Consider the following 23,689-nt stretch of genomic DNA (forward strand, 5'->3'; position numbering starts at 1 on the left):
GACGCGACAGCCGGGCCGTCAGCCTGCCCGCACCCGTCACAACAAAGCGAAACAGCCCACCAGTTGACCTGATGAGCCGTCACGAAACTTCGAGGCTAGCCGGGTGATCGAGGGGGACGCGGACGTGTTTTGCCTGCTGGTGGGCGGTGGCCCCTCTCCGACGCAGAGGGGCCACCGTTTCGGGTCCGGATCGGCGATTCAGATGCTGATGTCAGCGGTGAAGGCGGCCCACGCCGTCTCCGTGACCTTCAGCCCGGGGATGGCGGTGTCCTTGGAGTCCCGGATACGCACCATGGCATCGGCGCCGGGCAGGGCGACCTCGACGCAGGCACCACCGGAGTCGTTGCTGTACGAGGACTTGAACCAGGCGGGCTCTGCGGACATGGCGGGGTTCATGGCGTGTGTATTGATGGCTATTTCCACTCTCGTGCTAGTTGGTGCAGAAACCCGGCTGTGCGTGCCGGAGGCAGGGCGCTGTCGCGCATGGCGTCGAAGCGGCGGACGTTCCGCTGCACGTCGAACCGCTCGTCGGTGACACTGATCGTGTTCCACATGTCGACCTGGACCACGGGGTCGAGCGCACCCGCGAAGTCGAGCAGAATGAAGTTGCTCTCCGAGCGGTACGTGACCACGTCATGCGTCAGGATCTGGATCGTCACGTTGTCCAGCTCCCCGAGATCCGCGATCTCCTTGTACTGACCGAGCATGACCTCCTGGCTCCCGACCATCCGCCGGACGGCCGTCTCGTCCATGATGACGCGGAGTTCCAGAGGCTCTTCGGAGCGGGTGATCAGCTCTTTTCGTTCGAGACGAAGCCTCACGTTCTGATCGATGTACTCGCTGGTGGTCTCATCGACCGGTTTCGCGGTCTGGTAGAGCGCCCGCGCGTACGCCTCCGTCTGGAACAGGCCGAAGACGAAGCTCGGCTGGAAGGCCCGCATCACCGTGGCGTCCTGCTCAAGGCCCCGGTACGTCGGCATCTTTGACGGCATGAACGCCTTGTAGGGGGTCCAGGGCTCCTTGCTCAGCGACTCCCGGTGCAGCTGAAGCAGCGTTTCCAGGTCCTCCTTGGGGAGGTCCGGATCCAGGAAGTCGATGAGCGCTTCCAGATCACCCACCCGTGGCAGGTCGTTCTCACCGATTTCGACCCTGGCGAGCTTGGTGTGCGAGAAACCCAGCTCGCCCGCCACGTCCCCAAGGGTGAGCCCCTTCTTCTCCCGGAGCTTCCTCAGCTCCTTGCCGAGCTCCCTACGCCGGAATGTCGCTCCGCGCTTCGCTGCCACTGCTGCCCTCTCCCTGTTGGTGCTCGTCGCGCACTGTGCCCGGCCTCGGCAGGGGGCGTGTACCGAGTGTCCCACCCCGTACCCCCCTTTGAACAAGGCCCTGTTGGGGGTCAGGCATGTGCCAATTCCCCGGGAGTCACCAACGCGCTTGCACAGTAACTCTCCAATGCATCACGGTAGTCGCATCGGCACTTGCAGTGACTGTGAAGTGCAGAAACTCGCTTTTCTGTGCGAGAGGCACCCTCCTCCCGCTCCCCCTTCATGCCCCCACGGAGGACTGGCCCATGACTCTCGCGGAAGCGCACCGAGCACCCTTGCCTGGACGCCCCGAACCTCCCGACGCGACCGAAGCGGTCATCGGCGCCATGGAAGTGAGCATCACCCGTGCCACTCCCCCGGGCCGGTCGACGCTCACGGAGAGCGACCGGCGGTGGCCCGGCCGACTGCGCCTCATCGCCCGGTCGTACCTCCGGCTGTGGGCACTGGAGCGCCTGACGGACAGCGTCGAACTTCTGATCACCGAGTTGGTGACGAATGCTCTGCGGTACGGCCGCGCGGACGCGATCGGGGTGCGGGTACTCCGTACCGCACGCGTGGTACGCATCGAAGTGGCGGACGGGACGCCCGTAGCCCCGACGGTGCGACATGCCTCCGCCCTCGAAGAGTGCGGGCGGGGCCTCTTCCTCGTCGAGGCGATCGCGGACGACTGGGGAGTCGGCGACGGGGGCGCGGTCATCTGGTGTGCGCTCTCCCTTACCGAAGAGCCTTGCGCGTGAAGCCTGTTCCGTCGGAGCCGGTCCGTGAATCGCCCGTAGTGCAGGAATGGCTGATCGACCTGCCGCCGACCAGCAGTGCCGGCGGCCTCGCCCGCATTCACACACGTACCTGTCTGACCGTGCTCGGCTGGGACGGCAGCATCGGCGCCGCTACGGAGATCACGGACCGGCTCGTCCGTAACGCGCTCGTCCACGGATGCCCTCGCGCCGGGCATGTCATGGACATCCGACTGCGCCTCGCGCTCACCGAGACGCGCCAACTCCTGATCGAGGTCAGCGACCCCAACCCGGCGTTCCCGGACTTCGGCGCAGCCGTACGCGGACTCCGGGGGCGTGGCCTGTGGGAGGTCCACCGCCTGGGCGGCAGCGTCTCCTGGTTCCTCCCGCACCACACGAACGGCAAGACCGTACGCGCCCTGGTCAACCCTGGCCCGTCCGACTGAATGGAGAACACCGTGACAACCGCCGAGCAGCGCGAAGCGTTCCCCCTCACCCCGCCCGGAGGCCGTATCCCCTACAGCGCGGAGGCGCCTTCCGGTCCCCGGACCCGACCTTGGGCGCTGCGGTTCGCCCGGGTGCCCGAGGCGACCGGGGCGGTCCGCGTCCCTGCCCATTTCTACGACCACGAGCGCCAGGTCAACCTGTCGTACGACGGGGGCCTGCTGACATGCATGGCCAACACCCACTCGCCGACCGTCCCCGACGGCTCGACCACCAACCCGCCCCCGCTGGACGAGGGGCCGAAGGACTGATGGCCGCACCCATCCTCGTCATCGCCGCCGACGACGACTGGCCCACCGACCGGGTCGTCACCGAACTCCAGCGGCACGGGGCCGAGGTCTTCCGCATGGACACCGCGGACTTCCCGCAGCGGCTCTCCCTGGCCGGAAGGATCGACCAGGAGGCGGCTTGGACGGGCGGGCTGTCCACCGAGCACCGAGCGGTGGACCTGGTGCGGGTCGGCGCGGTGTACTACCGCTCCCCCGGCGCGTTCCGCTTTCCCGACGGGCTCTCCGGGCCCGAGGAGAGGTTCGCCGCGTCCCAGGCCCGGGCCGGGCTCGGCGGCATTCTCTCCTCGCTGGCGGCCGATGTGGCCCACCCGGGGTCCGACTGGTGGGAGCCGGTCCGGGGGACGCCCCGGCATGTGCTGGTCGAGCGGTGGTTCGAGCCCGGCGGAGGCGGGTGGCAGGCCGTCGACGGGCCGGCGGACGAGGAGGGCTGGGCGGGCGCCGTGTACGCGGACCGCACGCTGGTCACCAAGGTGGGGGCCACGCACGCGGACCGGGCCGACCCGGAAAGAGTCGTGACCGGGCATCCCACGTCGTCCTCGACCGCACCCGGGCTCGTCGTCTCGATGCTGAGGCACGGCCGCCTGATGCCTGGTCATCGACTGCTTGACCTGGCCACCGGGTCCGGATACAGCGCGGCGCTGGCCTGCCACCGGCTGGGCGACGACCGGCTGGTGACCACGTTGGACGTCGATCCATACCTGACCCGGGCGGCGGCCGAACGGCTCGACCGGATCAGCCGGCACCCGGTGGTCGTGACGGCCGACGGGACCGGCGAGCTGCCCGGCATCTTCGACCGGATCGTCTCCATGGTGTCGGTCCCCCGCATCCCCGCGTCCTGGCTCGCGGCCCTCGCGCCCGGCGGCCGGCTCGTCACGACGATCACGGGCACCGGCCTGATCATCACGGCCGACAAGACGGAGGACGGCGGTGCGCGCGGGCGGGTCGAGTGGGACCGGGCGGCGTTCATGGCCACGCGTACCGGCGACGCGTACCCGCCCCCGCTGAACGAGCTCTTCGCGAGCAGCTCCGAAGAGGACGGAGAGACGAGCGTGTCGCCATTCCCCGTGCTCGACGTCATGCGGGCGTGGGAGGTGTGGTCAACGCTGACTCTGCTCGCCCCGGGCATCGAGCACCGCACCGGCACGGGTCCCGGCGGCAGCCGCATGGCGTGGATGCTCCACCCCGACGGCTCCTGGGCCCGCGCCACCACGCACCCCGGCGACCACACCGCCACCGTCCACCAGGGCGGCCCGCGCCGCCTGTACGACCTGCTCGACGGGGTGCGGTGGCGGTGGATCGAGGAGGGCGAGCTGCCGGTGTACGGGGCGGAGGTCACCGTTACCCCGGAGGGCGTGACGACGCTGGCGCGTGGAGGGTGGACGGCGGTGCTGTAGGAACGTCGGGCCTGGCACTACAGATCGATCCGTCCGGTCAGCCGCCAGTCGAGGTACGTGGCCAGGTCGGGGGCCACCCAGGTGCGGCTGTCGTTCTCGCGGTTCCAGGCGAGGACGTCGGGGCGGTCGATCGTGGAGAGGAGCGCGAACAGGTTGCCGTTGCCTGCGTCCGCGAAGAAGAGAAGCGGGGCGAACGGCATGTAAAGGGTGGCGAACCAAGCGTCCCCGCGCAGACTCTGGCTTCTCGGCGGCGAGGCGCTCGGATGACCAGACGAGGCCGTCTCCGTACTCGTCCTCGATGCCGTTGTCTCTCATAGGAGGGCGGCGAGGTCCGTGGGGAGCACGTGGCCGAGAACCGTCGCGCAGTTGGTCAGCGACGGCTCGGGTGCGGGAATCTGGAGAACTGCCGTGCCGGGTAGGGCTGCAACGGCTTCGGTCCACACAGTTGCTTCGGCCTCCGGGATCAGCTGGTTGGTCGCTGGGTGGAACAGTACGGGTAGTCCGGCGCGACCTGACGAGGTAGGGAACCGGGGGAATCGTGGACCAGGGTTTTGACAAGTTCACCACTGATCCGGAGGCGGCGCGGGAACGCTATCGCTCCGATATGCGGGTGTCGCGCAAGGCTGTGCGGGAAGTGGCCCGGGCCGACCTGCCTGCCGCGCACTTCGGGCTGGGAATCACCCTCGTGGTCAGTGTGGTGACGGGGCTGTTCAGAGGCGCGATCATCGGAGGCTTCGTTGTCGGGTTCTTCGGCGCGGTGTTCCTTGCCTCCACGGCCGTCATGTTCCTTCGCGGAATCAGAGGGTTGGACGCAGGGCGACGGGCCTACCTTTCCACCTTTGGCTGGGCGAACTGGTTCTAGGGCCGCACCGCCCACCCCGGCACGCAGGATCCTGCCGCCCCGTCTCACGGCGTGCTTGTCCCCTTCACATTCACGCCGTCCTCCCCGCTCAGGAACGGTTCGGCCTCGGCCACAGAGCGGAACCTGCGACGTGGGTCGGCGTCGACTCCGGCGCGCGGAGGCACCTGAGCCGTTCGGCCCCCGGGCCGGACGGCGGAGCCCGGCACCGTCACCAGCCACTTCGCGTCGGTGCTTGATCAGGGGATCTCGGCCTGAACGTCAGCTGCTCCTGACTCATCAACAGCGTTTCGTGGCACTACTGCCACGAAACGCCAGGAGGTGCGTCAGTTGTGCAGGGCAAGCATCGAGACGGACCTTGGTCCCCGGCCGCTGATCGCCGGTGGCGGCTGTCCGGCACCTTGCGGCCCAGCCCGGCAATCTGACGCACCAGTGCCTTCGCTCTGGCTTGTACGTGCTCCCGTACGCGCGAAGCTGCGTCGCACCAGTTGGTGCGACGCAGCTTCGGTGAAGGCAAGAGGTCAGATTCGCCGGCGGGTGGCGAGATCAATGGGCGGCTCCAAGCGCCGTTGCCGCTCGGCGGCCTTGGCCTGCTTCTCCTGCTCGTGGGTCTCGATCTGCTGTTCGTAGCGTTCTTGGAAGTCGGGGTGGTCGAAGCGGTCGTCGTCGTTCATGGCCGCGATGGCCTGGAGCTGCTCGGCCGGGGTACGGAACCCGGCGATCAGCGGGCTGAGCCGGTAGGCACCGTTGCCTTCCTTCCACACCATCCGCGCGAAGCCGAGATGCTGGAGTGCGCGGGTGACCTTGGACCGGGTGATGCCGATCTCGGCGGCGATGGTTCCGTGGGTGACCAGGCAGCGCCCGCCCGGCTCCTGTCGGCCCAACAGATGGATCAGCACCGGGTAGGCGGCCGGGGGCATGCCTCGGGGTGCGAAGACGAGGGCATTGTTGGCCGTCCAGACGTATTCGGGGGCCGCGGGCTCCACAGCGATCGTCATGACGTCCTACCCTTCTTGACGGCGCGGGCCTGGGCGCGCGTCTTGTCCTCCCGGAGCGGCTTCTTCTCCGGATCCGGCAACTGCCGCAGTTCTTTGAACGCCCCGGGCAGATCGGGGTTGTCCTCGATGGCGTCCAGCAGCGAGAGTTGGTCCACCTTCAGTGTGCCCTGCGCCCTCATGCCCGGCCTCGGCTCCACCGGCACCCTGCCGCCGCGCAGCGAGAGCCGCGGGTGCAGCTGGTAGAGCCCTGCCTTCACCTTCGCGGTGACTCCGAGGCTCCCAGTGTCCTTGAGCGACCGGGAGATCTGCGACTGCTTCACCTTCAGTAGCTCCGCCAGCCTGCTCTGCGTCGCTTCGACCGTCCCGCCGGGCCTCTGCATTCCCATCATCCGGATGATCAGCCGCAGGGTGACAATGTCGTCCCGGTAGTAGTCCGACAGCCAGCACAGAAATTCCTGGCTGTCCATCACGAAAGCCTCGCCCAAAAACCCATCGCTGGTGACAGGCGGCTCGACACTGGCCCGGTAACCGTCGGGCAGGTTGACCACATTGGTGCGCCGCAATGCCCCGGGCGCCCGAAACGCGCTGGGCGGGGGAGGCGGAGGAGCTCCGGACGAAGCCGGCCTCCGGCGCGGCTGCTGCTGGGGCTGTGCAGTCATCGCGGCAATCCGCTCCTCAAGATCAGTGGAACCAGGCACCGGCAGCATACGCCCGCGATTGTCCCCCCGGTGCACTTTCGTGTTCCCCCGCTGCACTTTCGGCGTGTCGCTATCACCCGGGGGTAATAACTCGTTCCCTTGGCTGCCTGGAGGCGCCCACGGTGACCACCGCCCCGGATTGTCCCCCCTGTGCACAATCTGAGGGCCACTTCGCGCTACGCACCCGGCGAATTGTGCCCCCACTACACAAAGCGCCGTACCTTTATAACCCCCGGGTGATAACTGGCCCATCGATTTATCACCCCGGGGTGATATTCGAACCGCCACCAAAACCCGCTGACCTGGGGCGATGAAAAATCTTCCCCCCTTCTAGAGCGTGTGCGCGCGTGATACCGAAACCCGCAGGTGCAATCAACCACCGACACGCCCCTGCTTCGCTGCCGCTCTCGGGCGGTCTGGCCCCGAGCTGACGTGGCTGAGGCTGCTTCGCGTGCGGGCCGGTGAACCCGTACGGACCGTAGGCGGCATCAGCGGCTCTGAGTCTCGGGCGGTGCTGGCCGTGACGGACAAGCACCAAAGGGGAGTGGCTGATCCCTGTGGGGGGTTCCGCCGCCCGGCCCAGGGGGCCGGGCGGCTCCGGTGCCTCCGCGCCCCGCAGTTCACCCTCTCTCCTGTCGGGGGTGCCGTTCGCCGGCTGAGGCCCGAAGCGCTCGAAAGTCCAGAACTGGCCGAAAGAACCGAACGCGGCATCAGCACAAGAACGAAGGGACCCTGTCCGTACCTGGGTTCTAGTGGTTGTCGCCCTCCCCCCCCCATTTCAGGAGTGGCGATGGACTTCGACTTCCGGGAGGAGGGACCACCCCGGCACCCAACTCCCCGCCGCCCCGCACTCCCCCGCCGCCGCGTACGACCGCAGTGCCCCCAGCCCCGGGTGTGGGTTGTCGCGGTGCCAGAGGAGGGAGTGGGGGTAGACCGGGGTCGGGTTGGTGATCGGGATGCGGCGGAGGGCGTGGGTGTCGGGCCAGATGAGGCGAGAGTGTTCGCCCATGAACGTGGCCAGGGCCGGGGTGTCCGCGATGGTGTCCAGCAGGACGTCCGAGCCGAAGTTCGGGCCCGTCGCCTCGATCGTTAGGGCGAACTCCGCCGACAGCTCCTCGTAGTACGCGCCCCACTCCGTACCGGGGGCGATGCCCGGCATCCAGATGCGGTGGCCCACCAGGTCGGTGAGGGTCACCGAGGGGGCGTCGGCCAGGGTGTGGGCGGGGCCGGTGAGGAGTTGGAGGGGTTCGTCCAGGACGCGGGCGGACGCGATGTCGTCGGGGAGGGGGTGGCCGGGGGCGGCCACCGCGCGGAACGTCGCGTCGAGTTCGCCGGTGCGGAGCGCGGCGACGGCCGTGTCCATGCTGACCAGCATCATCACGTCGAGGGCGATTCCGGGGTGGGCACGGTGGAAGGCGCGCATCAGGCTCGACTGCGCGGTGCGGGACGCGATCACGTCGACGCGGAGCGGGCGGCTGCCGGGGCGTACGGACGCGCTCGCGCGCTCGGCGGCGGTCAGCAGTTCGCGTGCGTGGGGCAGGAACGCCCGGCCGTCGATGGTGAGCTCGGCGCCGCGCGGCACGCGCGTGAAGAGGCGTACGCCGAGGGCCGCCTCCAGGGCGGCGATGCGCTTGGACACGGCCTGCTGGGTGACCGCGAGGTCGGCCGCGGCCTTCTGGAAGCCGCCCGCTTCCGTGACGGCGACGAAGGTGCGCACTGCTTGGAGGTCCATGGTGGGCAGCCTAGTGAACAACCGCTGGTTGTGCCTCGGTCCGCCGATGGTTGTTTGACCTGCGGTTCCGTCGAGCGGTTAGCTCTCACCCGGTTATTTCGGGTTGTACGGGTGAGGCGGCATGGGCAGAAGAGCGTTGGGGCGGCCGTTCGGCTGGTTGTGGGCCGCCTACGCCGTGAGCGCGTACGGGTCGGGGCTCGGGTTCGGTGCCCTGCCGCTGCTCGCCGTGCTGGTGCTGGACGCCGGGCCCGCCCAGGTGTCCGCGTTGTCGGCGGTCGGGCCCGCCGTGGGGGCGCTGATCGCGGTGCCGCTCGCGCCGTGGGTGGAGTTCCGGCGTAAGCGGCCCGTCATGATCGGGATGGACCTGGTCCGGTTCGCTGCCATGGCGTCGATCCCGGTCGCGTACGCCTTCGGGCTGCTCGGGTTCGTCCAGCTGCTGGCGGTGTCGGCCGTGGTCGCCGCGGCGAAGATCGCGTTCGGCGCGGCGAGCGGCGCGTATCTGAAGATGCTCGTCCGCCAGGAGGACCTGCTCGTCGCCAACGCGCGGTTCGAGTCCACGAACTGGAGCTCCATCGCGGTCGGCCCGCCCCTCGGCGGCGCGGCGATCGGGGTCTTCGGGCCGGTCACCACCGTGGTGGCCGACGCGCTCAGCTATCTGCTCTCCGCGCTCGGCATCACCGCGATCCGGGGCAAGGAGGAGGCGCCACGACCCAAGGAGGAAAGCCCGCTCGGGGCAGGAGCGCTGCTCGCCGGCTGGCGGCACATCCTCGGACACCCCGTGCTGCGGGCGCTCTACCTCAACCAGGTGCTCGTCGGCGGCCTGATCATGGCCACCGAACCGCTGCTGGCGGTCCTCCTGCTGCGCCGGCTCGGGTTTCCGCCCTGGCAGTACGGTCTCGCCTTCGCCGCTCCGTGTCTCGGCGGGCTCATCGGCTCGCGGCTGGCCCGCCGGGTCGTCGCCCGCTACGGCCGCGACCGGGTCTTCCGGACCGTGGGCACCCTGCGCGCGGTCTGGCTGATCGGGCTGGTGTTCGTACGGCCGGGTGTCGTCGGGCTCCTCACGGTCATGGCCGTCGAGCTGGCCATCATCGTCAACATGAGCCTGTACGGGCCGGTGCTCTCCACGTACCGGCTGGAACACACGCCCAAGCACCTCGTCGCCCGCATGCTCACCGCCTGGTCGATCGGGCAGCAGGCGTCCATCGCCGTGCTCACGGCGCTCGCCGGGCTGCTCGCGGACGTCACCGGACCGCGCCCGGCCCTCGCGGTGGCGGGGGTGCTCATCCTGGGCACGCCGCTGCTGCTGCCGGGACGGCGGAGCCGTACGGCACGTCCCGAGGCCGAGGTGGCCCCCAGCCGCTCATGAGGACCTGGGCGCGGGCGACGGGCGGGCATCAGCGGCGCGGCCGTCATCGCCGTGGCCCCGCCGTGTTCCCCGGTCTCCGGCCGGCGAGGTCCCGGTCCGCGGAGGGCGGCACGGGACCTCGCCGGTCGGAGATGTTCTCACCGCGACGCGTCCCCGAAGCTGATCGGTGCGCCCGATCCGTTGACCGCGCGAAGGGCGCTCGGAAGGGCCTCCATGCTCTGGCCGTCCCAACCGGTGAGAGTGATGTCCACGCTTTCTCCGGGCAGCAGCGTCACCAAGCCGCGGTCCGCACGGGCCTCGGGGTGCAGGCGGTCGGCCTGGAGCAGCAGATCCCGTACCAGGGTGTGCGCGGTCACCGTCACCTGAGCGCCGCCGTCCTGCGGGGTGACCTTGACGACGGCCTCGGCCGGCGGGTACGCGAACTCCCGGTCCGCGACCGCGAAGTGCAGAGCGCGCAGGCCGTCCGCGTCGGCGACGAGGAACTCCCGTCGCGGGTCCTGCGCCGTGGTCAGGGCGGCGGGGAGTTCCAGATCGGTCACCCCGCGCGCGGGGACGTCGAGAGCGACGCGCTGCTCGGCCCCCACCGCGCCGTTGACGTCGAGGCGGCGCAGGGAAACCTCACCGCTCCAGGGCGTACCGCTCTGGTTGACCGCGGTCAGGGCCGGCCGGCCGTCGATGTGCCTGAAGGTGAGGAGGCGGTCGGCATAGAGGCGGCCGAGCGCGTGGTAGAGCGGCTTCTCGCGTTCGTCGCCGTCGATGGCGGCCCAGCTGGTGACCGGCCAGCAGTCGTTGAGCTGCCAGAGGATCACTCCGGCGCAGTGCGGCCAGTGCGCGCGCCAGTGCTCGACACCGGTGGTGACGGCGCGCACCTGGTTGACCTGGGTCAGGTAGTGCCAGGTGTCGTAGTCGGCGGGGGCCGCGAAGTGCGGGGCGAGCCCTCGGGCGAGCTTGCCGTTGCCGTCCTCGGCCTTCTGGTGGTGCAGGACGCCGGGGGAGTCGGGCGTCAGGGGATCATCGGTGACCGCACGCCTCAGCGTGGCGTGGGCCGGAGGAGCCTGCCAGCCGAACTCGGCGACGAAGCGGGGCACGTCGTCGCGGTAGGCGGCGTGGTCGAGGCGGTTCCACACCTCCCAGGAATGGCTGGTCCCGTGGCCGGGGTCGTTGGGGTGCAGGTCGCGCGAGCCGGACCAGGGGCTGCCCGCCCAGTAGGGCCGCGTCGGGTCGGTGGCGGCGACGACGCGCGGCAGGACGTCCAGGTAATAGCCCTCGCCCCAGGTCGCACCGGCCAGCTCGGGCTCCCAGTCCCAGTCACGGAAGCCCCACAGGTTCTCGTTGTTGCCGTTCCACAGGACCAGAGAGGCGTGCGGCATGAGGCGGACGACGTTCTCGCGGGCCTCGGCCTCGACCTCCGAGCGCAGCGGCTCCTCCTCGGGGTAGGCGGCGCAGGCGAAGAGAAAGTCCTGCCAGACCATCAGGCCCAACTCGTCGCAGATGTCGTAGAAGGCTTCGCTCTCGTAGACACCGCCGCCCCAGACGCGTACGAGGTCCACGCCCGCGTCCGCGGCCCGGGTCAGGCGGCGCCGGTAGCGGGCGGCGTCGACGCGCGTGATCAGGGCGTCGTCGGGGATCCAGTTCACGCCGCGCACAAAGGTCCGCACGCCGTTGACCACGAGAGTGAAGCCGCTGCCCGCGGCGTCGGGGGACGTGTCCAGCTCGACGGTGCGGAAGCCGACCCGGCGCTCCCACCGGTCCAGCGCCTCGGTGGGCGCGTCGGCGTCGGTGAGGTTCAGCGTGCAGGTGTACAGATGCTGTTCCCCGTAGCCGCGCGGCCACCAGAGGTCGGGGTCCGGCACCTCGGCCTCGACGATGGCCGTCGTGGAACCCGGCGGCAGGTGGACGCCCGTCTCGATGCCCGCGATGTCCAGCACGGCGTGCAGGGCGCGCTCGGCGCCGCGTGCGGAGCGCTCGACCCGCAGGTGCAGCCGTACGCGCCCGGTGCCGTCGGGGGCCACAGTGACCTCCGGGCGGACTTCGGCGATCCGGGCCACCGACCAGTGCTCCAGGCGTGCCTGCCGCCAGATGCCGGCGGTGACCAGGGTGGGCCCCCAGTCCCATCCGAATGAACTCGCCATCTTGCGGACGAAGTTGAAGGGCTCGGGGTAGGCGTTCGGACGTGGTCCCAGCAGGTCCCGTACGCGTTCCGCCTCCTGGTAGGCGGAGGTGAAGTCGACCTGGAGAGGCGTGTCCCGCCCGGGGTCCGTCCTGCCGGTGATGTCGTACCGGTAGGAACGGTGCATGTTGCGTGTGGTGCCGAGCAGTCGGCCGTCGAGGCGGACCTCGGCGACGGTGTCCAGGCCGTCGAACACGAGATCGGTGCGCTCGTGTCCGGTCGCGTCCGCCGTCGCGGTCAGACCGGTGCGGTAGGACCAGTCGGCACGGCCGACCCAGGCGACCTCCGTCTCGTTGAGGTCCACGAAGGGGTCCGGGATCAGCCCGGCGTCCAGCAGGTCCGTGTGCACGCAGCCCGGCACGGTCGCGGGCAGTCGGGCCGCCTCGCGCAGGGTGTCGGGAGCCTCGTCGGGGACGTGCCGGGTCGGGTTGAGGCTCAGGGTCCAGCCGCTGGTGAGGGGCGTGCTGACCTTCATGCGTACTCCTTGATCGCTCATTTGGTCGCGCCGGCGGCGAAGCCGTTGTAGATGAATCGCTGGAGCGCCAGGAAGACGGCGAGGCTGGGCACGATGACGAGTGCCGCACCCGCGGAGATGACTTCCCAGTGGGCGCCGTAGGGGCCCTTGAAGCGGAACAGCGAGGTGGAGATGGTGCCGAGGCCGTCACTCGGCATGTAGAGGAAGGGGATGTAGAAGTCGTTGTAGACGGCGACGCCCTTGACGATGACCACGGTGGCGACGGCCGGCTTCAGGAGCGGCAGGATGACGCGCCGGTAGATCGTGAAGGAGTTCGCGCCGTCCAGCCGGGCCGCCTCGTCGAGCGAGACCGGGATCGACCGGATGAACTGGAGGAAGATGTAGATCGACACGATGTCGGTGCCCATGTAGAGCAGGATGGGCGCCCACCGGGTGTCCATCACTCCCATCCCGTCGACGATCTGGTACGTCGCGACCTGCGTGGTCACGCTGGGCACCAGCGAAGCCACCAGGAACAGCCCCATGACCAGCTTCTTGAACGGGAAGTGGAAGCGGTCGATGGCATAGGCGGTCATGGACCCGATCAGGACGGTGCCCAGGACCGAGAAGACCAGGATGAACGCGGTGTTCCCGAGGGCGCGCAGCATGTGGCCGTCGGTGAAGGCGACCGCGTAGTTGTGCACGTTCAGCCAGTTGCCGGGCAGGGCCAGCGCACCGTCCTCCGCCATCTCCCCGCTGCTGCGGAGCGAGGTGAGGAGAACCGCGGCGAGAGGCACCAGGACCATGGCGCTCGCGAGCACCAGGGAGAGGTACTTGAGGAATGAAGCGAGGCGGCTGCGCAACGGCGTGTCCGCCCTGCGGGGGGTCGACGCCGATTCGGTGACCGTGATCATGACCGCTCCACCTTCTCGTCCGGGAAAAGGGCCCGCTGCAACCAGGTGATCAGCAGGACGAGCACCAGCAGGACGACCGCCGCGGCCGAGGCCAGGCCCGTCTTGTTGAAGTTGAACGCCAGCTTGATGGTCTGGATGACGAAGGTCTGGCTGTTGTTGGCGCCGCCGGTCATCACGTACGGGATCTCGAACACCGACAGAGCTCCTGAGACCGCGAGGATGACGCTGAGCGAGAGGATGGGGCGGATGCTCGGCGCGATGATGTGCCGGAACTGCTGCCAGCGGCTCGCCCCATCCAGCGCGGCGGCTTCGTACAGCTCCGGCGGAATGGACTGGATGGCGCCGATGAACAGCACCATGTTCAGCCCCATGAAGCGCCACACCGAGACACCCGCGAGCGAGGTGTTGACCAGGTCGGGATCGCCCAGCCACAGGTGGGGGCCGGCGCCGAACCAGTGCAGCACCGTGTCCAGGGTGCCGCCGGGCTGGAAGAAGTAGAGGAACACGAAGCCGATCGCCACACCGTTGATCAGGTAGGGGAAGAAGAGGATGCCCTTGAAGAGATTGCGCAGGCGGGTGTTGAAACTGAGCACGGTGGCGAAGTAGAGCGCCAGGCCGATCTGGACGGCTGATCCGGCGAGGTAGAAGAGGCTGACCCAGAAGACGCGGAAGAGCTGCGGCCTGGTGAACAGTTCCGTGTAGTTGTCCAGACCCACATAGGCGCTCGTCGGGCTCAGCCCGTCCCAGTCGGTGAGGCTGTAGGAGAAGAGGCTGACCACCGGCACGCAGGTGAACGTCACCAGGAAGGCGAGCGGCACGGCCAGGTAGAGCCACGGGGTGAACCAACGGTTTCCGCGGCCGCGGCGCGCCCGGACGGGGGGCTTGTGCCGTACGGCCTTACGAGCGGGTGCGGCGGACACGTCCGGCGGCGCCAGGTTACGAGCGGGAGGTGTGCGGCCCGCAGTGCGCGGTGCGCTCATCCGGTCCTTCTTCCGATCGCCGCTGCGGTCAGCGGCACAGGTGGGCTGCGTACGGTGGGGGCCTTCCGGCGGCCGGCCGCGCCCGGAGATGTCGTCGGCGCTCCGGGCGCGGCCGCTGCGGGAGTCCCCCGGTCTCTGCGGGTGGCCGGTCAGCCGATGGCCGCCTGGGCCTCCGACCACCTCTGGTTGAGGTCCTTCAGGACGCTGTCCAGGCTGCCCCCGGTGGTGCCCCGCGCCGTGTCGACGATGCGCTGCGGGTAGTCCTGGGCGTTCAGACCGACCTCGGACGCCTTGTCGATCTCGTCCACCTGGGCCGTCTTCTCGTTGACGAGGTGGACGAACTCGACGCCTGCGGCCTCGAAGGGCTTCAGGGGGGCGGGCAGTGCGGTGCCCTTGACCGAGGAGATGGACAGGGCAGCCTGGGCGTCACCGGACTTGTTGATGTACCAGTCCAGCCAGGCCCTCGCGGCCGCCTTGTTCTTGGAGTGGGCGCTGACGCCGTACTGGTAGTCGGGCCGCACCACCGAGCAGAAGTGGCCGTCTTTCTGGGTGGGGAAGGGCATGAAGCCGATGTCGTCGGGATTCCTGCCCGCCTCCTTCGCGGCGGCCTGCATCTGCACCACGGCCCAGGAGCCGAGCCACATGGTGGCGACCTTGCCAGTGCCGATCAGCTTCTTGGAGTTCTCCCAGTTGGTGGTGGTCGGATCGGCTTCGGTGAGTTTGTTGTGCACGATGTCGTACAGCAGCGAGTCCACGGTGTGCAGATCCTGCCCGGCCGCCCAGGGTTCCTTGGTGGTGGCGAGTTTGTCGTTGGCCGCCGGGTCGCAGCTGGGCGAACCGAGGGCGTTGCCCCAGTTCGTCATCGGCCACCCGTCGTGGTAGTTGGTGTAGTAGGGCGTCGCGCCGGTCTTGTCCTTGATGGCCTGCAGCGCGTCGATGAACTCCTTCGGTGTGGTCGGCCAGTCGGTGACGCCGGCCTGCTTCCAGACGGCTTTGTTGTAGACGAAGCCGTTGGCGGTACCGATGTTGGCGATGCCGTAGACCTTGCCGTCGACGGTGGCGCGGTCGGTGAAGTCGTACGTCTTCGACAGCTCGGCGGCGGAGCCGAGGGGAGCGAAGAAGGTCGGGTACTGCTTGAGCGGCACCGCGTTGGGGATGGACAGGACGTCGCCGTAGTTCTCGCTGTTCAGGCGGATCTTGACGTCGCCCTCGTAGTCGGTGAGGCCCTGGAACTTCACCGTGACGTTCGGGTACTCCTTCTTGAACCGCTCGGCGTAGCCCTTGAGCGTGCCGTCCTGCACCTGGTCGGTGCGGTTGGTGAGGACCGTGATGGTGCCGGAGACCTTCGCGGAGTCCTTGGGCGCGGTGGCCGTGTCGGACGAGGATGATCCGCCGCCCGATCCGGCACACGCCGTGAGGGTCAGTGCGAGGACGGCTCCGCCGGCGGCCAGGACTGTTCTTCGCATGCCGGATCCAACTCCTTGTGCTTGAGCTGTGCTTGATGGGACACGCCGCACGGGAGGCCACGCAGCGACGGTGTCCCGTCGTCGGGCGGAGGCGGCTGACAGGTGCCCAACGTAGAGGGAACATCGACCCGTGTCCATAGAACGTTTTAGTTCATCTTTTACGAGGTGGACGCGGACAGGAATCACGAGCGACGGGAAGTCGACCAGATCGTTCGAGTAGCGGACCAGGCGATCAGGGCATGGGGTGCCGCTGGAAGAAGTCCCACATGAGGTCGTTGGCGCTGATCTCGTGGGTGACCTTCCCGTTGCCGTTGTCCTGGGGCGAGTCCGGCCAGGTGTGCCCGCCGTCGGAGACGGTGTACAGCTCCACGTCGCCCTGCCCCCGGCAGCTGCTGTAGACGCTGCGCTGTACGTGTGCGGTGACCTGCGTGACCGCGGGGCCCGCGGTGCAGCCGTTCAGTGCCGCCCAGCGCTGTTGCGCCACGGGGACCGAGTAGCGCCAGGCGGTGTTGTCCCCGCCGCCGTCGTAGGGGTTGGTGGTGTCCTGCCTGCCGTGGAAGGCGATGACCGGCACCGCCCGCGAGGGCGTGCAGCTCGCGGGCTCGGGCCGGCCGCCGTTCGCCGGGTCCGGCCGTCCGGCGCGCAGACCGGCGACCGGTGCGATGGCGGCGATCCGGTCGGACAGCAGGCAGCCCAGCGCCGAGGTCATACGGCCGCCGCCGGAGTAGCCCGTGGCGTAGATCCGGCTGGGGTCGAGGCAGGCGGAGTCGGTGAGCGTGTCGATGACCTGGCGCAGGAAGCCGACGTCGTCCCGGGTGGCGCCGGACGTCACGTACGGCACGTTCCAGATGTAGCCGCTGCCGCTGGGCGTCGCCCCGGTCGGCGCCGCGACGACGAACCCCTTCGCGTCCGCGACGGGCGCCAGGTTGCTGTACGACAACTGCCCGGGGCCGGTGGACTGGCTGCCGTGGAGGTCGAGGACGAGCGGCAGCCTGGCACCCGCGGCGCGCTGCGGCACGTGGACACGTACCTGATACGTCTCGCCGCCGAAGGCGACCGGGGTGTCGTACTGGCCGCTGCCAAGTGCCGGTGTGCACGAGCCCGGTGGAGGAGTGGTGCCGTCGGGGAGGTGCCAGGTCTGCCAGGGGTTGGTGTTGCGGTCCCAGATCTGCAGGCGGGTGCCATTGGCGGTACTACCGCCGGGGGCGTCGAGATACCGGCCGGACTGGGGGTTCTTCAGGTGCCCATCGGACTCGGCGGTCCACTGCTGGGCGCCCGAGCCGTTGCAGTCCCAGAGCTGGACCTTGGTGCCGTTGGCGGTGCCCTGTCCGGTCACGTCCAGACACTTGCCCAGGGCACGGAGCGTGCCGTCCGTCCCCACGGTCCACTTCTGCGCGTTCGAGCCGTTGCAGTCGTACAACTGCACCGCGGTCCCGTTCCCCGTACCGGCTGCAGCCACGTCCACACACCTGCCGCCCACCCCCACAACCGGGCCGGAGACCAGCGCGGAGGCGGACGCGGCGGGTGGGGTGCAGACGGCGAGCAAGGCGGTGATCGCCAGGGCGGCGGCTGTGGCCGCCATGGATGTACGCATGGTGAGGGGCCTTTCCGTTGAGGGGCGGAGCGGTGCATGGGCAGGGCGGACGCAGGGAGTTGCGGGGCCGGCGAGGGGTCGCGTCACCGTAGGACGGGGAAGGAGCCGTGTCCATAGACCGTTCAAGTAGAGGGAGCGCTCCCACTCGGTCGCCGTAGGGTGCCGATCGCCCTTTCACCAGCGGAGAGGCGTCGATCGATCGGTTCGACAGGTCGATCAGGGGAACTAGTGCGTTTTATATAAGAGTCGTCGAATGCATTGACACGCCCCGCACCCCGCCCTAGCTTCCAGGCGTCGCTCCTCCCCCATCCGCCGCGCAGGACATCGATGTCATGCGCGCCCCCCGAGAGGGCCCCCTTGAGATCGCAGATCTTTACGCGCAAGCACCTGGCCGCACTCGCGGCCCTTCCTCTGGCCGTCGCCGGCTGGCTGGCCGCCGCCCCCTCACAGGCCGCCGTGCCGCCCGCGCCGACAGCGAAGGCCGCCGGTCCGTCCACGCCCCAGGCGGTGGTCGACTACCTGAAGCAGATCAGCGGCAATCACGTGGTGAGCGGTGTCCACAACAAGGAGCCGCTCAGCGATCCGTCGCAGTACACCGCGCAGGCGCACTCCCTCACCGGCAAGTGGCCGGGCCTGTGGGGCGGTGAACTGGGATTCCGGGCCTCCGACGTGGCGAACCGCCAGACTCTCGTCAACCAGGCCAAAACCGAGTGGGACAACGGCTCGCTCGTCAGCCTGACCTGGCACATGTGCCGCCCGGACGTGGCGAGCTGCGAGTTCGACGGCGGCATCAACGGCAGCCGGCTCTCGGACTCCGAGTGGCAGCAACTGATCACCGACGGCACGTCTCTGAACACCGCCTACAAGAACAAGCTGGAAGGGGCCGTCTCCTACCTGCGGCAGCTCAAGGACGCCGGCGTTCCGGTGCTCTTCCGCCCGCTGCACGAAATGAACGAGGGCTGGGCCTGGTGGGGCGGCCGCTCCGGTGCCAACGGCAGCGCCCGGCTGTTCCGGATCACCCACGACTACCTGACGTCCAAGGGCCTGGACAACATCGTCTGGGTGTGGAACGTCAAGGACACCGACGCCAACAACGGCTCCGCAGGCGTGTCCGGCTTCTACCCGGGCGACGACTACGTCGACGTCGCGAGCCTCGACCCGTGGAACAAGGGCTATCCGACGAACGACTGGTACCAGGCTCTGGTCAATGTCTCCCACGGCAAGCCCATCTCCCTGGCCGAGGTGGGCACTGTCCCGACACCGTCCCAGCTCGCCGCGCAGCCGCGCTGGGCCTGGTTCATGATCTGGGCCGAGTACCTCACATCCGCCAACTCCGCCTCCGGCCTCCAGACCACCTTCAACGACTCCCGTGTCCTGAGCCAGGGCCAGGTCAGCGTCCCGACCGGTGGCGGGGGCCCCACGACACCGCCCGCCGACCGCTCCGGCCCGGTTGTGGGGGTGGGCGGCAGGTGTGTGGACGTGGCTGCGGCCGGTACGGGGAACGGGACCGCGGTGCAGTTGTACGACTGCAACGGCTCGAACGCGCAGAAGTGGACGGTGGGGACGGACGGCACGCTCCGTGCCCTGGGCAAGTGTCTGGACGTGACCGGACAGGGCACCGCCAACGGCACCAAGGTCCAGCTCTGGGACTGCAACGGCTCGGGCGCCCAGCAGTGGACCGCCGAATCCGACGGACACCTGAAGAACCCCCAGTCCGGCCGGTATCTCGATGTGCCCGGCGGTAGTACCGCCAATGGCACCCGCCTGCAGATCTGGGACCGCAACACCAACCCCTGGCAGACCTGGCACCTCCCCACCTGACCGGGATCCACACATCCACGCGAAAGGCACAGCCATGTCCGCGCGCACCAGAATCCGAGCCGTGCTGTCCGGCACCGCAGCGGCCGCAGCCCTCGCTCTCGCCCTCACGACGGGCGGAACAGGGGCCGCCGCGGCACCTCCCGCCCCCTCGGAGGTGACCAGGGCCGATGTGCTCACGTACCTGAAGAGCCTCACCGGCAACCACGTGCTGTCCGGGCAACAAGGCGGAGCCAACAGTGACCCCGCCTACTGGACCCAGCGTGTCCACGACATCACCGGGAAGTACCCGGCCATCTGGAACGGCGACTTCGGGTTCAGCCAGAACGACATCGACAACCGCCAGAAGGTGATCAACCAGGCCAAGACCGAGTGGACCAACGGAAGTCTGCCCGGCCTGATGATGCACGCCTGCCGTCCCGACGTGCCCACCTGCAACTTCGAGGGCGGCTCCGACCCGGTGAAGGGCAGCAAGCTCTCCGATGCCGAGTGGCAGCAGGTGATCACCGACGGCACGTCCCTGAACACCGCCTACAAGCGCAAGCTCGACCAGTTCGGGACCTACTTCCAGCAGCTCAAGGACGCCGGCATCCCGGTCCTCTTCCGCCCGCTGCACGAGCTGAACGAGGGCTGGGCCTGGTGGGGCGGCCGCTCCGGTGCCAACGGCAGCGCCCGGCTGTTCCAGATCACCCACGACTACCTGACGTCCAAGGGCCTGGACAACATCATCTGGGTGTGGGCTCCCAAGGACGTCCAGGGCGGCGCCTCGCAGGCGGCGAGCTACTACCCCGGTGACGCCTACGTCGACGTGGTGGGCCTGGACGTGTGGTGGGGCAAGTTCCCCAGCACCGACTGGTACAACGCGCTGTCGAACATCGCCGGAACCAAGAAGCCGATGGCACTCGCCGAGGTCGGCAGCGTCCCCCAGCCCTCCCAGCTCTCCGCACAGCCCAAGTGGGTCTACTGGAACGTGTGGCTCGACTACCTGACCAACGCGTCGTACAACACCAACGACTCGGTCAAGGCCGGCTACTACGACTCCCGTGTCCTGAGTCAGGGACAGGTCAGCATTCCGGTCGGCGGTGGGGGCCCGACGACGCCGCCCGCCGACCGGACCGGGCCGGTTGTGGGGGTGGGCGGCAGGTGTGTCGATGTGGCTGCGGCCGGTACGGGGAACGGGACCGCGGTGCAGTTGTACGACTGCAACGGCTCGAGCGCGCAGAAGTGGACGGTGGGTACGGACGGCACGCTCCGTGCGCTGGGCAAGTGTCTGGACGTGACCGGGCAGGGCACCGCCAACGGGACGAAGCTGCAGCTCTGGGACTGCAACGGCTCGGGTGCCCAGCAGTGGACCGCCGAGTCCGATGGGCACCTGAAGAACCCCCAGTCCGGCCGGTACCTCGATGTGCCCGGCGGTAGTACCGCCAATGGCACCCGCCTGCAGATCTGGGACCGCAACACCAACCCCTGGCAGACCTGGCACCTCCCCACCTGATCCGACCGCATCTCCTCAAGCCCGGGGCCCCGTACGGCACCGAGCTCCTGCTCGGGGCCGTACGGGCACCGCCGCCGGCTAGCGAGCGCCGGCCGGGTGCCGGCCGGCGGCGAGGAACGCGGCTCCGACCAGACCGGCGTCAGCGCGCAAAGCGGCACGCTCGACCCGCACTCCGGCCGCGAACGGCAGCGCGGCGTAGGCGGCCAGGTGCTCCTTCAGCGGCGGGAACAGCACGTCGTGCGCCTCGGCCACGCCGCCCCCGATCACCGCCACCTCGATCTCGACCAGCGTCGCGACCGCCGCGATGCCCGCGGCCAAGGCCCGCGCGGCGGTGTCGAAGGCGGCGAGAGCGGCACCGATTCCGGCTCGCGCGTCCGCCGCCAGCGCCGCGCCGTCGGCCGGGCCCGACGGACGCCAGCCGCCCCGAAGAGCCTGCCGGGTGAGTGCCGTACCGCTGGCCAACTGCTCCACGCAGCCGCGCGACCCGCAGGCGCACTCTTCACCGAGGAGGTCCACGCATATGTGCCCGAGGTGTCCGGCGTTACCGGTGGGGCCGTTGCGGACCTCCCCGTCCAGCACGAGCCCGGCGCCGACACCGGTGGACACCACCAGGCACAGGGCGTCCCGGCAGCCGCGCGCCGCGCCGATCCAGTGCTCCGCGGCGGTCATCGCGACCGCGTCCCCGCACAACAGGACCTCACGGCCGGTCACCGCGGGCAGGGCACGCACCCGTTCGACCAGGGAGAAGTCCCGCCAGCCGGGAATGTTGACCGGGCTCACCCGGCCCCGGGCGATGTCGACGGGGCCGGCGCTGGCGATGCCCAGCGTCTCCACCCGCTCCCACTCGGGCGTCGCGGCCAGCTCCTCCAGCACCGCGCCCACAGCCCCGAACACCTGCGGAGCGGCGTCGGACGCCGGGGTACGCCTCTCGGCGCGGCACAGCACCGCGCCGCGAGCGTCCAGCACGGCACCGGCGATCTTCGTGCCACCGATATCGAGGGCGGCCAGGAGGCGGTCGTGGACCGGCTCCCGAGAAGTGGCCGGTGTGTCAAAGGTGCTGATGGCCATGACTGTTCTCCGTCCGGAAGGAAGGGCCTCCGCAGAAGCGCGGGAGCTGGAGGTAGCGAGAGTGGAGTATAGCGTTTTAGTACAGCAGATCCGGGACAGTACTGACTTTCAGATGCACTATTACTAGAACGTTCTATCAACTCAACCGGGAGCGACATGATCCACAGCACCACCTCTGACCGCCGCCGGGCCGCCGTACTGGCTGCCGGCTGTGCACTGCTGACCGTCCTGGCGACCGCCCACCCCGCCGGCGCACGGGTGCCGGGCGCGGAAGCCGCCGCCGGGGTCCGGCAGTGGACGACCGATGCCCGTACCACCGGCGCGCAGCTGGGCGCACCCGCCGCCGTGACACCGGCGTCCGCACCCGCCGACACCACCGTGTACGTCGAGCCGGACCTGCGCTTCCAGAAGCTCACCGGCTTCGGCGCGTCCATCACGGACTCCTCGGCGGCCGTGCTCCACCGCCTCGGCAAGAAGGACCGGGACGCGCTGATGAAGCAGCTGTTCAGCCCCCGGGAGGGCAACGGCTTCAGCATGTTGCGCCAGCCCCTGGGCGCCTCGGACTTCGCCACCTCGCAGTACAGCTTCGACGACATGCCGCCCGGGCGGACCGACTTCGGCCTCACCCACTTCTCCGTCGCCCACGACCGCGCCCAGATCCTGCCGCTGATCCGGCAGGCGAAGGCGCTCAACCCGCGCCTGCGGATCATCGCCAGTCCCTGGAGCCCGCCCGGCTGGATGAAGACCAACGGCTCGATGATCGACGGCAAGCTCATCGACGACCCGAAGATCTATGACGTCTACGCCCGCTACCTGGTCAAGTCCGTCCAGGCGTACGCGGCGGCCGGCGTCCCGGTGGACTACCTCACCGTGCAGAACGAGCCCCAGGCCCTGCTGCGCGCGGACTATCCGGGCACCGACCTGCCCGTGGCACAGCAGGCGAAGGTGATCGAGAAGCTCGGTCCGGCGCTGAAGGCCGCAGGTCTGCGCACCAAGATCCTCGGCTTCGACCACAACTGGGCCGAGCACCCCTTCGACGTGCAGGCCCACGTGGACGCGGGTGAGGACCCGGAGCTCGCCTACCCCCACGACCTGCTGAACTCCCGCGCGGGCAAGTGGATCGCGGGCACCGCCTACCACTGCTACTACGGCGACCCCAGCGCCCAGACCGCGCTCAAGGCGGCGTTCCCGGACAAGGACGTCTTCGAGACCGAGTGCAGCGGCGGTGGAATCACCCGCACCATCGGCGCCATGAACAACTGGTCGCGCAGCATGATCTTCTGGAATCTCGCCCTGGACGAGAAGCACGGCCCGCACACCGGCGGCTGCACCGGCTGCGACGGCGCGGTGACCGTCGACTCGGCAAGCGGGGCCGTCAGGTACAACACGAACTACTACACGCTGTCGCACTTCTCCCGCTTCACGCGCCCCGGATCCGTCCGGATAGCGGCGAACGTCGCAGCCCCGGAAGGCGACACCACCCCGCTCCAGACGTCCGCCTTCGGCAACCCGGACGGCAGCACCGCCTTGATCGTGCACAACCCCGGTGCAGAAGCCCGGACGACCGCGATCGTCGCACCGGGAGTGCGGCTGACCACCGAGGTCGCGGCGGGCGCGACGGTCACCTACACCTGGGGCCGCCGCTGAACCGGCGGGACGTCGTCGGACCGGTGGGCGCGGGGAAGTGCGGTAAAACGCTTGAGCGGTGGATCGGTCCCGGAACGATCACCCGTGCCTCGGTCCACCGGGACGGCAACGGCTAGGGTGGAGAAGCGCGGTGCTCGCACGCTCTATCACCACCGGCCCGTCCGGCACCCGCCCCAGGCACGACCA

The 23,689-nt window shown here is 69.3% G+C and carries 21 protein-coding genes; 9 read left to right on the plus strand and 12 right to left on the minus strand.

Annotation, left to right across the window (positions count from 1 at the left end):
• Positions 1–198: 198 nt before the first annotated feature.
• Positions 199–384 (minus strand): DUF397 domain-containing protein, encoded by a 186-nt coding sequence (locus tag ACIQZN_RS30560; protein ID WP_404000725.1) that lies wholly within the window; start codon positions 382–384, stop codon positions 199–201.
• Between the two features lie 29 nt (positions 385–413).
• Entirely contained in the window at positions 414–1,283 is an 870-nt protein-coding gene (locus ACIQZN_RS30565; RefSeq protein WP_404000728.1) for a helix-turn-helix domain-containing protein, read from the minus strand.
• 284 nt (positions 1,284–1,567) lie between these two features.
• Between ACIQZN_RS30565 and ACIQZN_RS30570 the strand changes: the two genes are divergently transcribed.
• From ACIQZN_RS30570 to ACIQZN_RS30585, 4 genes are read left to right on the plus strand one after another with little or no spacing between them, the layout of a single operon-like run.
• Positions 1,568–2,059: an ATP-binding protein gene (locus ACIQZN_RS30570; protein ID WP_404000731.1), complete on the plus strand. Its 492-nt coding sequence runs from the start codon at positions 1,568–1,570 to the stop codon at positions 2,057–2,059.
• The gene (locus tag ACIQZN_RS30575; RefSeq protein ID WP_404000734.1) at positions 2,056–2,502 is read left to right on the plus strand and encodes an ATP-binding protein; all 447 of its coding nucleotides are present in this window, start codon (positions 2,056–2,058) and stop codon (positions 2,500–2,502) included. The genes ACIQZN_RS30570 and ACIQZN_RS30575 overlap by 4 nt, the downstream gene beginning before the upstream one ends.
• Before the next feature lie 12 nt (positions 2,503–2,514).
• On the plus strand, positions 2,515–2,811 hold the full coding sequence (gene tgmA / locus ACIQZN_RS30580; protein ID WP_404000737.1) for a putative ATP-grasp-modified RiPP: 297 nt from the start codon (positions 2,515–2,517) through the stop codon (positions 2,809–2,811).
• Positions 2,811–4,244, plus strand: a complete 1,434-nt coding sequence (locus ACIQZN_RS30585) for an MvdC/MvdD family ATP grasp protein (RefSeq protein WP_404000740.1) — start codon at positions 2,811–2,813, stop codon at positions 4,242–4,244. Before tgmA ends, ACIQZN_RS30585 begins: the two co-directional genes overlap by 1 nt.
• A gap of 17 nt (positions 4,245–4,261) precedes the next feature.
• On the opposite strand, the gene ACIQZN_RS30590 is transcribed toward ACIQZN_RS30585, so the two are convergent.
• A complete protein-coding gene (locus ACIQZN_RS30590) occupies positions 4,262–4,444 on the minus strand; it encodes an SMI1/KNR4 family protein (protein WP_404000743.1) in 183 nt (60 codons plus the stop codon).
• 338 nt (positions 4,445–4,782) lie between these two features.
• On the opposite strand from ACIQZN_RS30590, the gene ACIQZN_RS30595 reads away from it, so the two are divergent.
• A complete protein-coding gene (locus ACIQZN_RS30595) occupies positions 4,783–5,106 on the plus strand; it encodes a hypothetical protein (RefSeq protein ID WP_404000746.1) in 324 nt (107 codons plus the stop codon).
• Positions 5,107–5,624: 518 nt separating this feature from the next.
• Here the strand turns inward: ACIQZN_RS30595 and ACIQZN_RS30600 are convergent.
• The 3 genes from ACIQZN_RS30600 to ACIQZN_RS30610 all read right to left on the minus strand — a co-directional run bounded on the left by ACIQZN_RS30600 (position 5,625) and on the right by ACIQZN_RS30610 (position 8,531).
• Positions 5,625–6,101, minus strand: coding sequence for a hypothetical protein (locus ACIQZN_RS30600; protein WP_404000749.1), 477 nt, complete (start codon positions 6,099–6,101; stop codon positions 5,625–5,627).
• Positions 6,098–6,568 carry a hypothetical protein gene (locus tag ACIQZN_RS30605; protein WP_404000752.1) on the minus strand — a complete coding sequence of 157 codons (471 nt, stop codon included), beginning with the start codon at positions 6,566–6,568 and terminating at the stop codon, positions 6,098–6,100. The genes ACIQZN_RS30600 and ACIQZN_RS30605 overlap by 4 nt, the downstream gene beginning before the upstream one ends.
• Before the next feature lie 1,009 nt (positions 6,569–7,577).
• On the minus strand, positions 7,578–8,531 hold the full coding sequence (locus ACIQZN_RS30610; RefSeq protein WP_404000755.1) for a LysR family transcriptional regulator: 954 nt from the start codon (positions 8,529–8,531) through the stop codon (positions 7,578–7,580).
• Positions 8,532–8,652: 121 nt separating this feature from the next.
• Here ACIQZN_RS30610 and ACIQZN_RS30615 point away from each other — a divergent pair, with 121 nt between their 5' ends.
• The gene (locus tag ACIQZN_RS30615; RefSeq protein ID WP_404000758.1) at positions 8,653–9,897 is read left to right on the plus strand and encodes an MFS transporter; all 1,245 of its coding nucleotides are present in this window, start codon (positions 8,653–8,655) and stop codon (positions 9,895–9,897) included.
• 137 nt (positions 9,898–10,034) lie between these two features.
• On the opposite strand, the gene ACIQZN_RS30620 is transcribed toward ACIQZN_RS30615, so the two are convergent.
• From ACIQZN_RS30620 to ACIQZN_RS30640, 5 genes are all read right to left on the minus strand, one after another.
• Entirely contained in the window at positions 10,035–12,542 is a 2,508-nt protein-coding gene (locus ACIQZN_RS30620; protein WP_404000761.1) for a glycosyl hydrolase 2 galactose-binding domain-containing protein, read from the minus strand.
• A gap of 17 nt (positions 12,543–12,559) precedes the next feature.
• The gene (locus tag ACIQZN_RS30625; RefSeq protein WP_404000764.1) at positions 12,560–13,435 is read right to left on the minus strand and encodes a carbohydrate ABC transporter permease; all 876 of its coding nucleotides are present in this window, start codon (positions 13,433–13,435) and stop codon (positions 12,560–12,562) included.
• Positions 13,432–14,415 (minus strand): carbohydrate ABC transporter permease, encoded by a 984-nt coding sequence (locus ACIQZN_RS30630; protein WP_404000767.1) that lies wholly within the window; start codon positions 14,413–14,415, stop codon positions 13,432–13,434. The genes ACIQZN_RS30625 and ACIQZN_RS30630 overlap by 4 nt, the downstream gene beginning before the upstream one ends.
• Positions 14,416–14,564: 149 nt before the next feature.
• The gene (locus ACIQZN_RS30635) at positions 14,565–15,881 is read right to left on the minus strand and encodes an ABC transporter substrate-binding protein (protein ID WP_404000770.1); all 1,317 of its coding nucleotides are present in this window, start codon (positions 15,879–15,881) and stop codon (positions 14,565–14,567) included.
• A 232-nt stretch (positions 15,882–16,113) separates the two neighbouring features.
• On the minus strand, positions 16,114–17,463 hold the full coding sequence (locus tag ACIQZN_RS30640; RefSeq protein WP_404000773.1) for a ricin-type beta-trefoil lectin domain protein: 1,350 nt from the start codon (positions 17,461–17,463) through the stop codon (positions 16,114–16,116).
• 369 nt (positions 17,464–17,832) lie between these two features.
• Here ACIQZN_RS30640 and ACIQZN_RS30645 point away from each other — a divergent pair, with 369 nt between their 5' ends.
• Together ACIQZN_RS30645 and ACIQZN_RS30650 are read left to right on the plus strand one after the other, a co-directional pair.
• Positions 17,833–19,296 (plus strand): glycosyl hydrolase, encoded by a 1,464-nt coding sequence (locus ACIQZN_RS30645; RefSeq protein ID WP_404000775.1) that lies wholly within the window; start codon positions 17,833–17,835, stop codon positions 19,294–19,296.
• 34 nt (positions 19,297–19,330) lie between these two features.
• Positions 19,331–20,788 (plus strand): glycosyl hydrolase, encoded by a 1,458-nt coding sequence (locus ACIQZN_RS30650; protein WP_404000778.1) that lies wholly within the window; start codon positions 19,331–19,333, stop codon positions 20,786–20,788.
• A 78-nt stretch (positions 20,789–20,866) separates the two neighbouring features.
• Here the strand turns inward: ACIQZN_RS30650 and ACIQZN_RS30655 are convergent, their stop codons facing one another.
• On the minus strand, positions 20,867–21,856 hold the full coding sequence (locus ACIQZN_RS30655) for an ROK family protein (protein WP_404000781.1): 990 nt from the start codon (positions 21,854–21,856) through the stop codon (positions 20,867–20,869).
• A gap of 156 nt (positions 21,857–22,012) precedes the next feature.
• Between ACIQZN_RS30655 and ACIQZN_RS30660 the strand changes: the two genes are divergently transcribed.
• A complete protein-coding gene (locus tag ACIQZN_RS30660) occupies positions 22,013–23,503 on the plus strand; it encodes a glycoside hydrolase family 30 beta sandwich domain-containing protein (RefSeq protein WP_404000784.1) in 1,491 nt (496 codons plus the stop codon).
• Positions 23,504–23,689: the final 186 nt, after the last annotated feature.

Origin of the sequence: Streptomyces sp. NPDC097595 (assembly GCF_044761525.1) — a bacterium.
GTDB classification, from domain to species: Bacteria; Actinomycetota; Actinomycetes; order Streptomycetales; family Streptomycetaceae; genus Streptomyces; species Streptomyces drozdowiczii_A.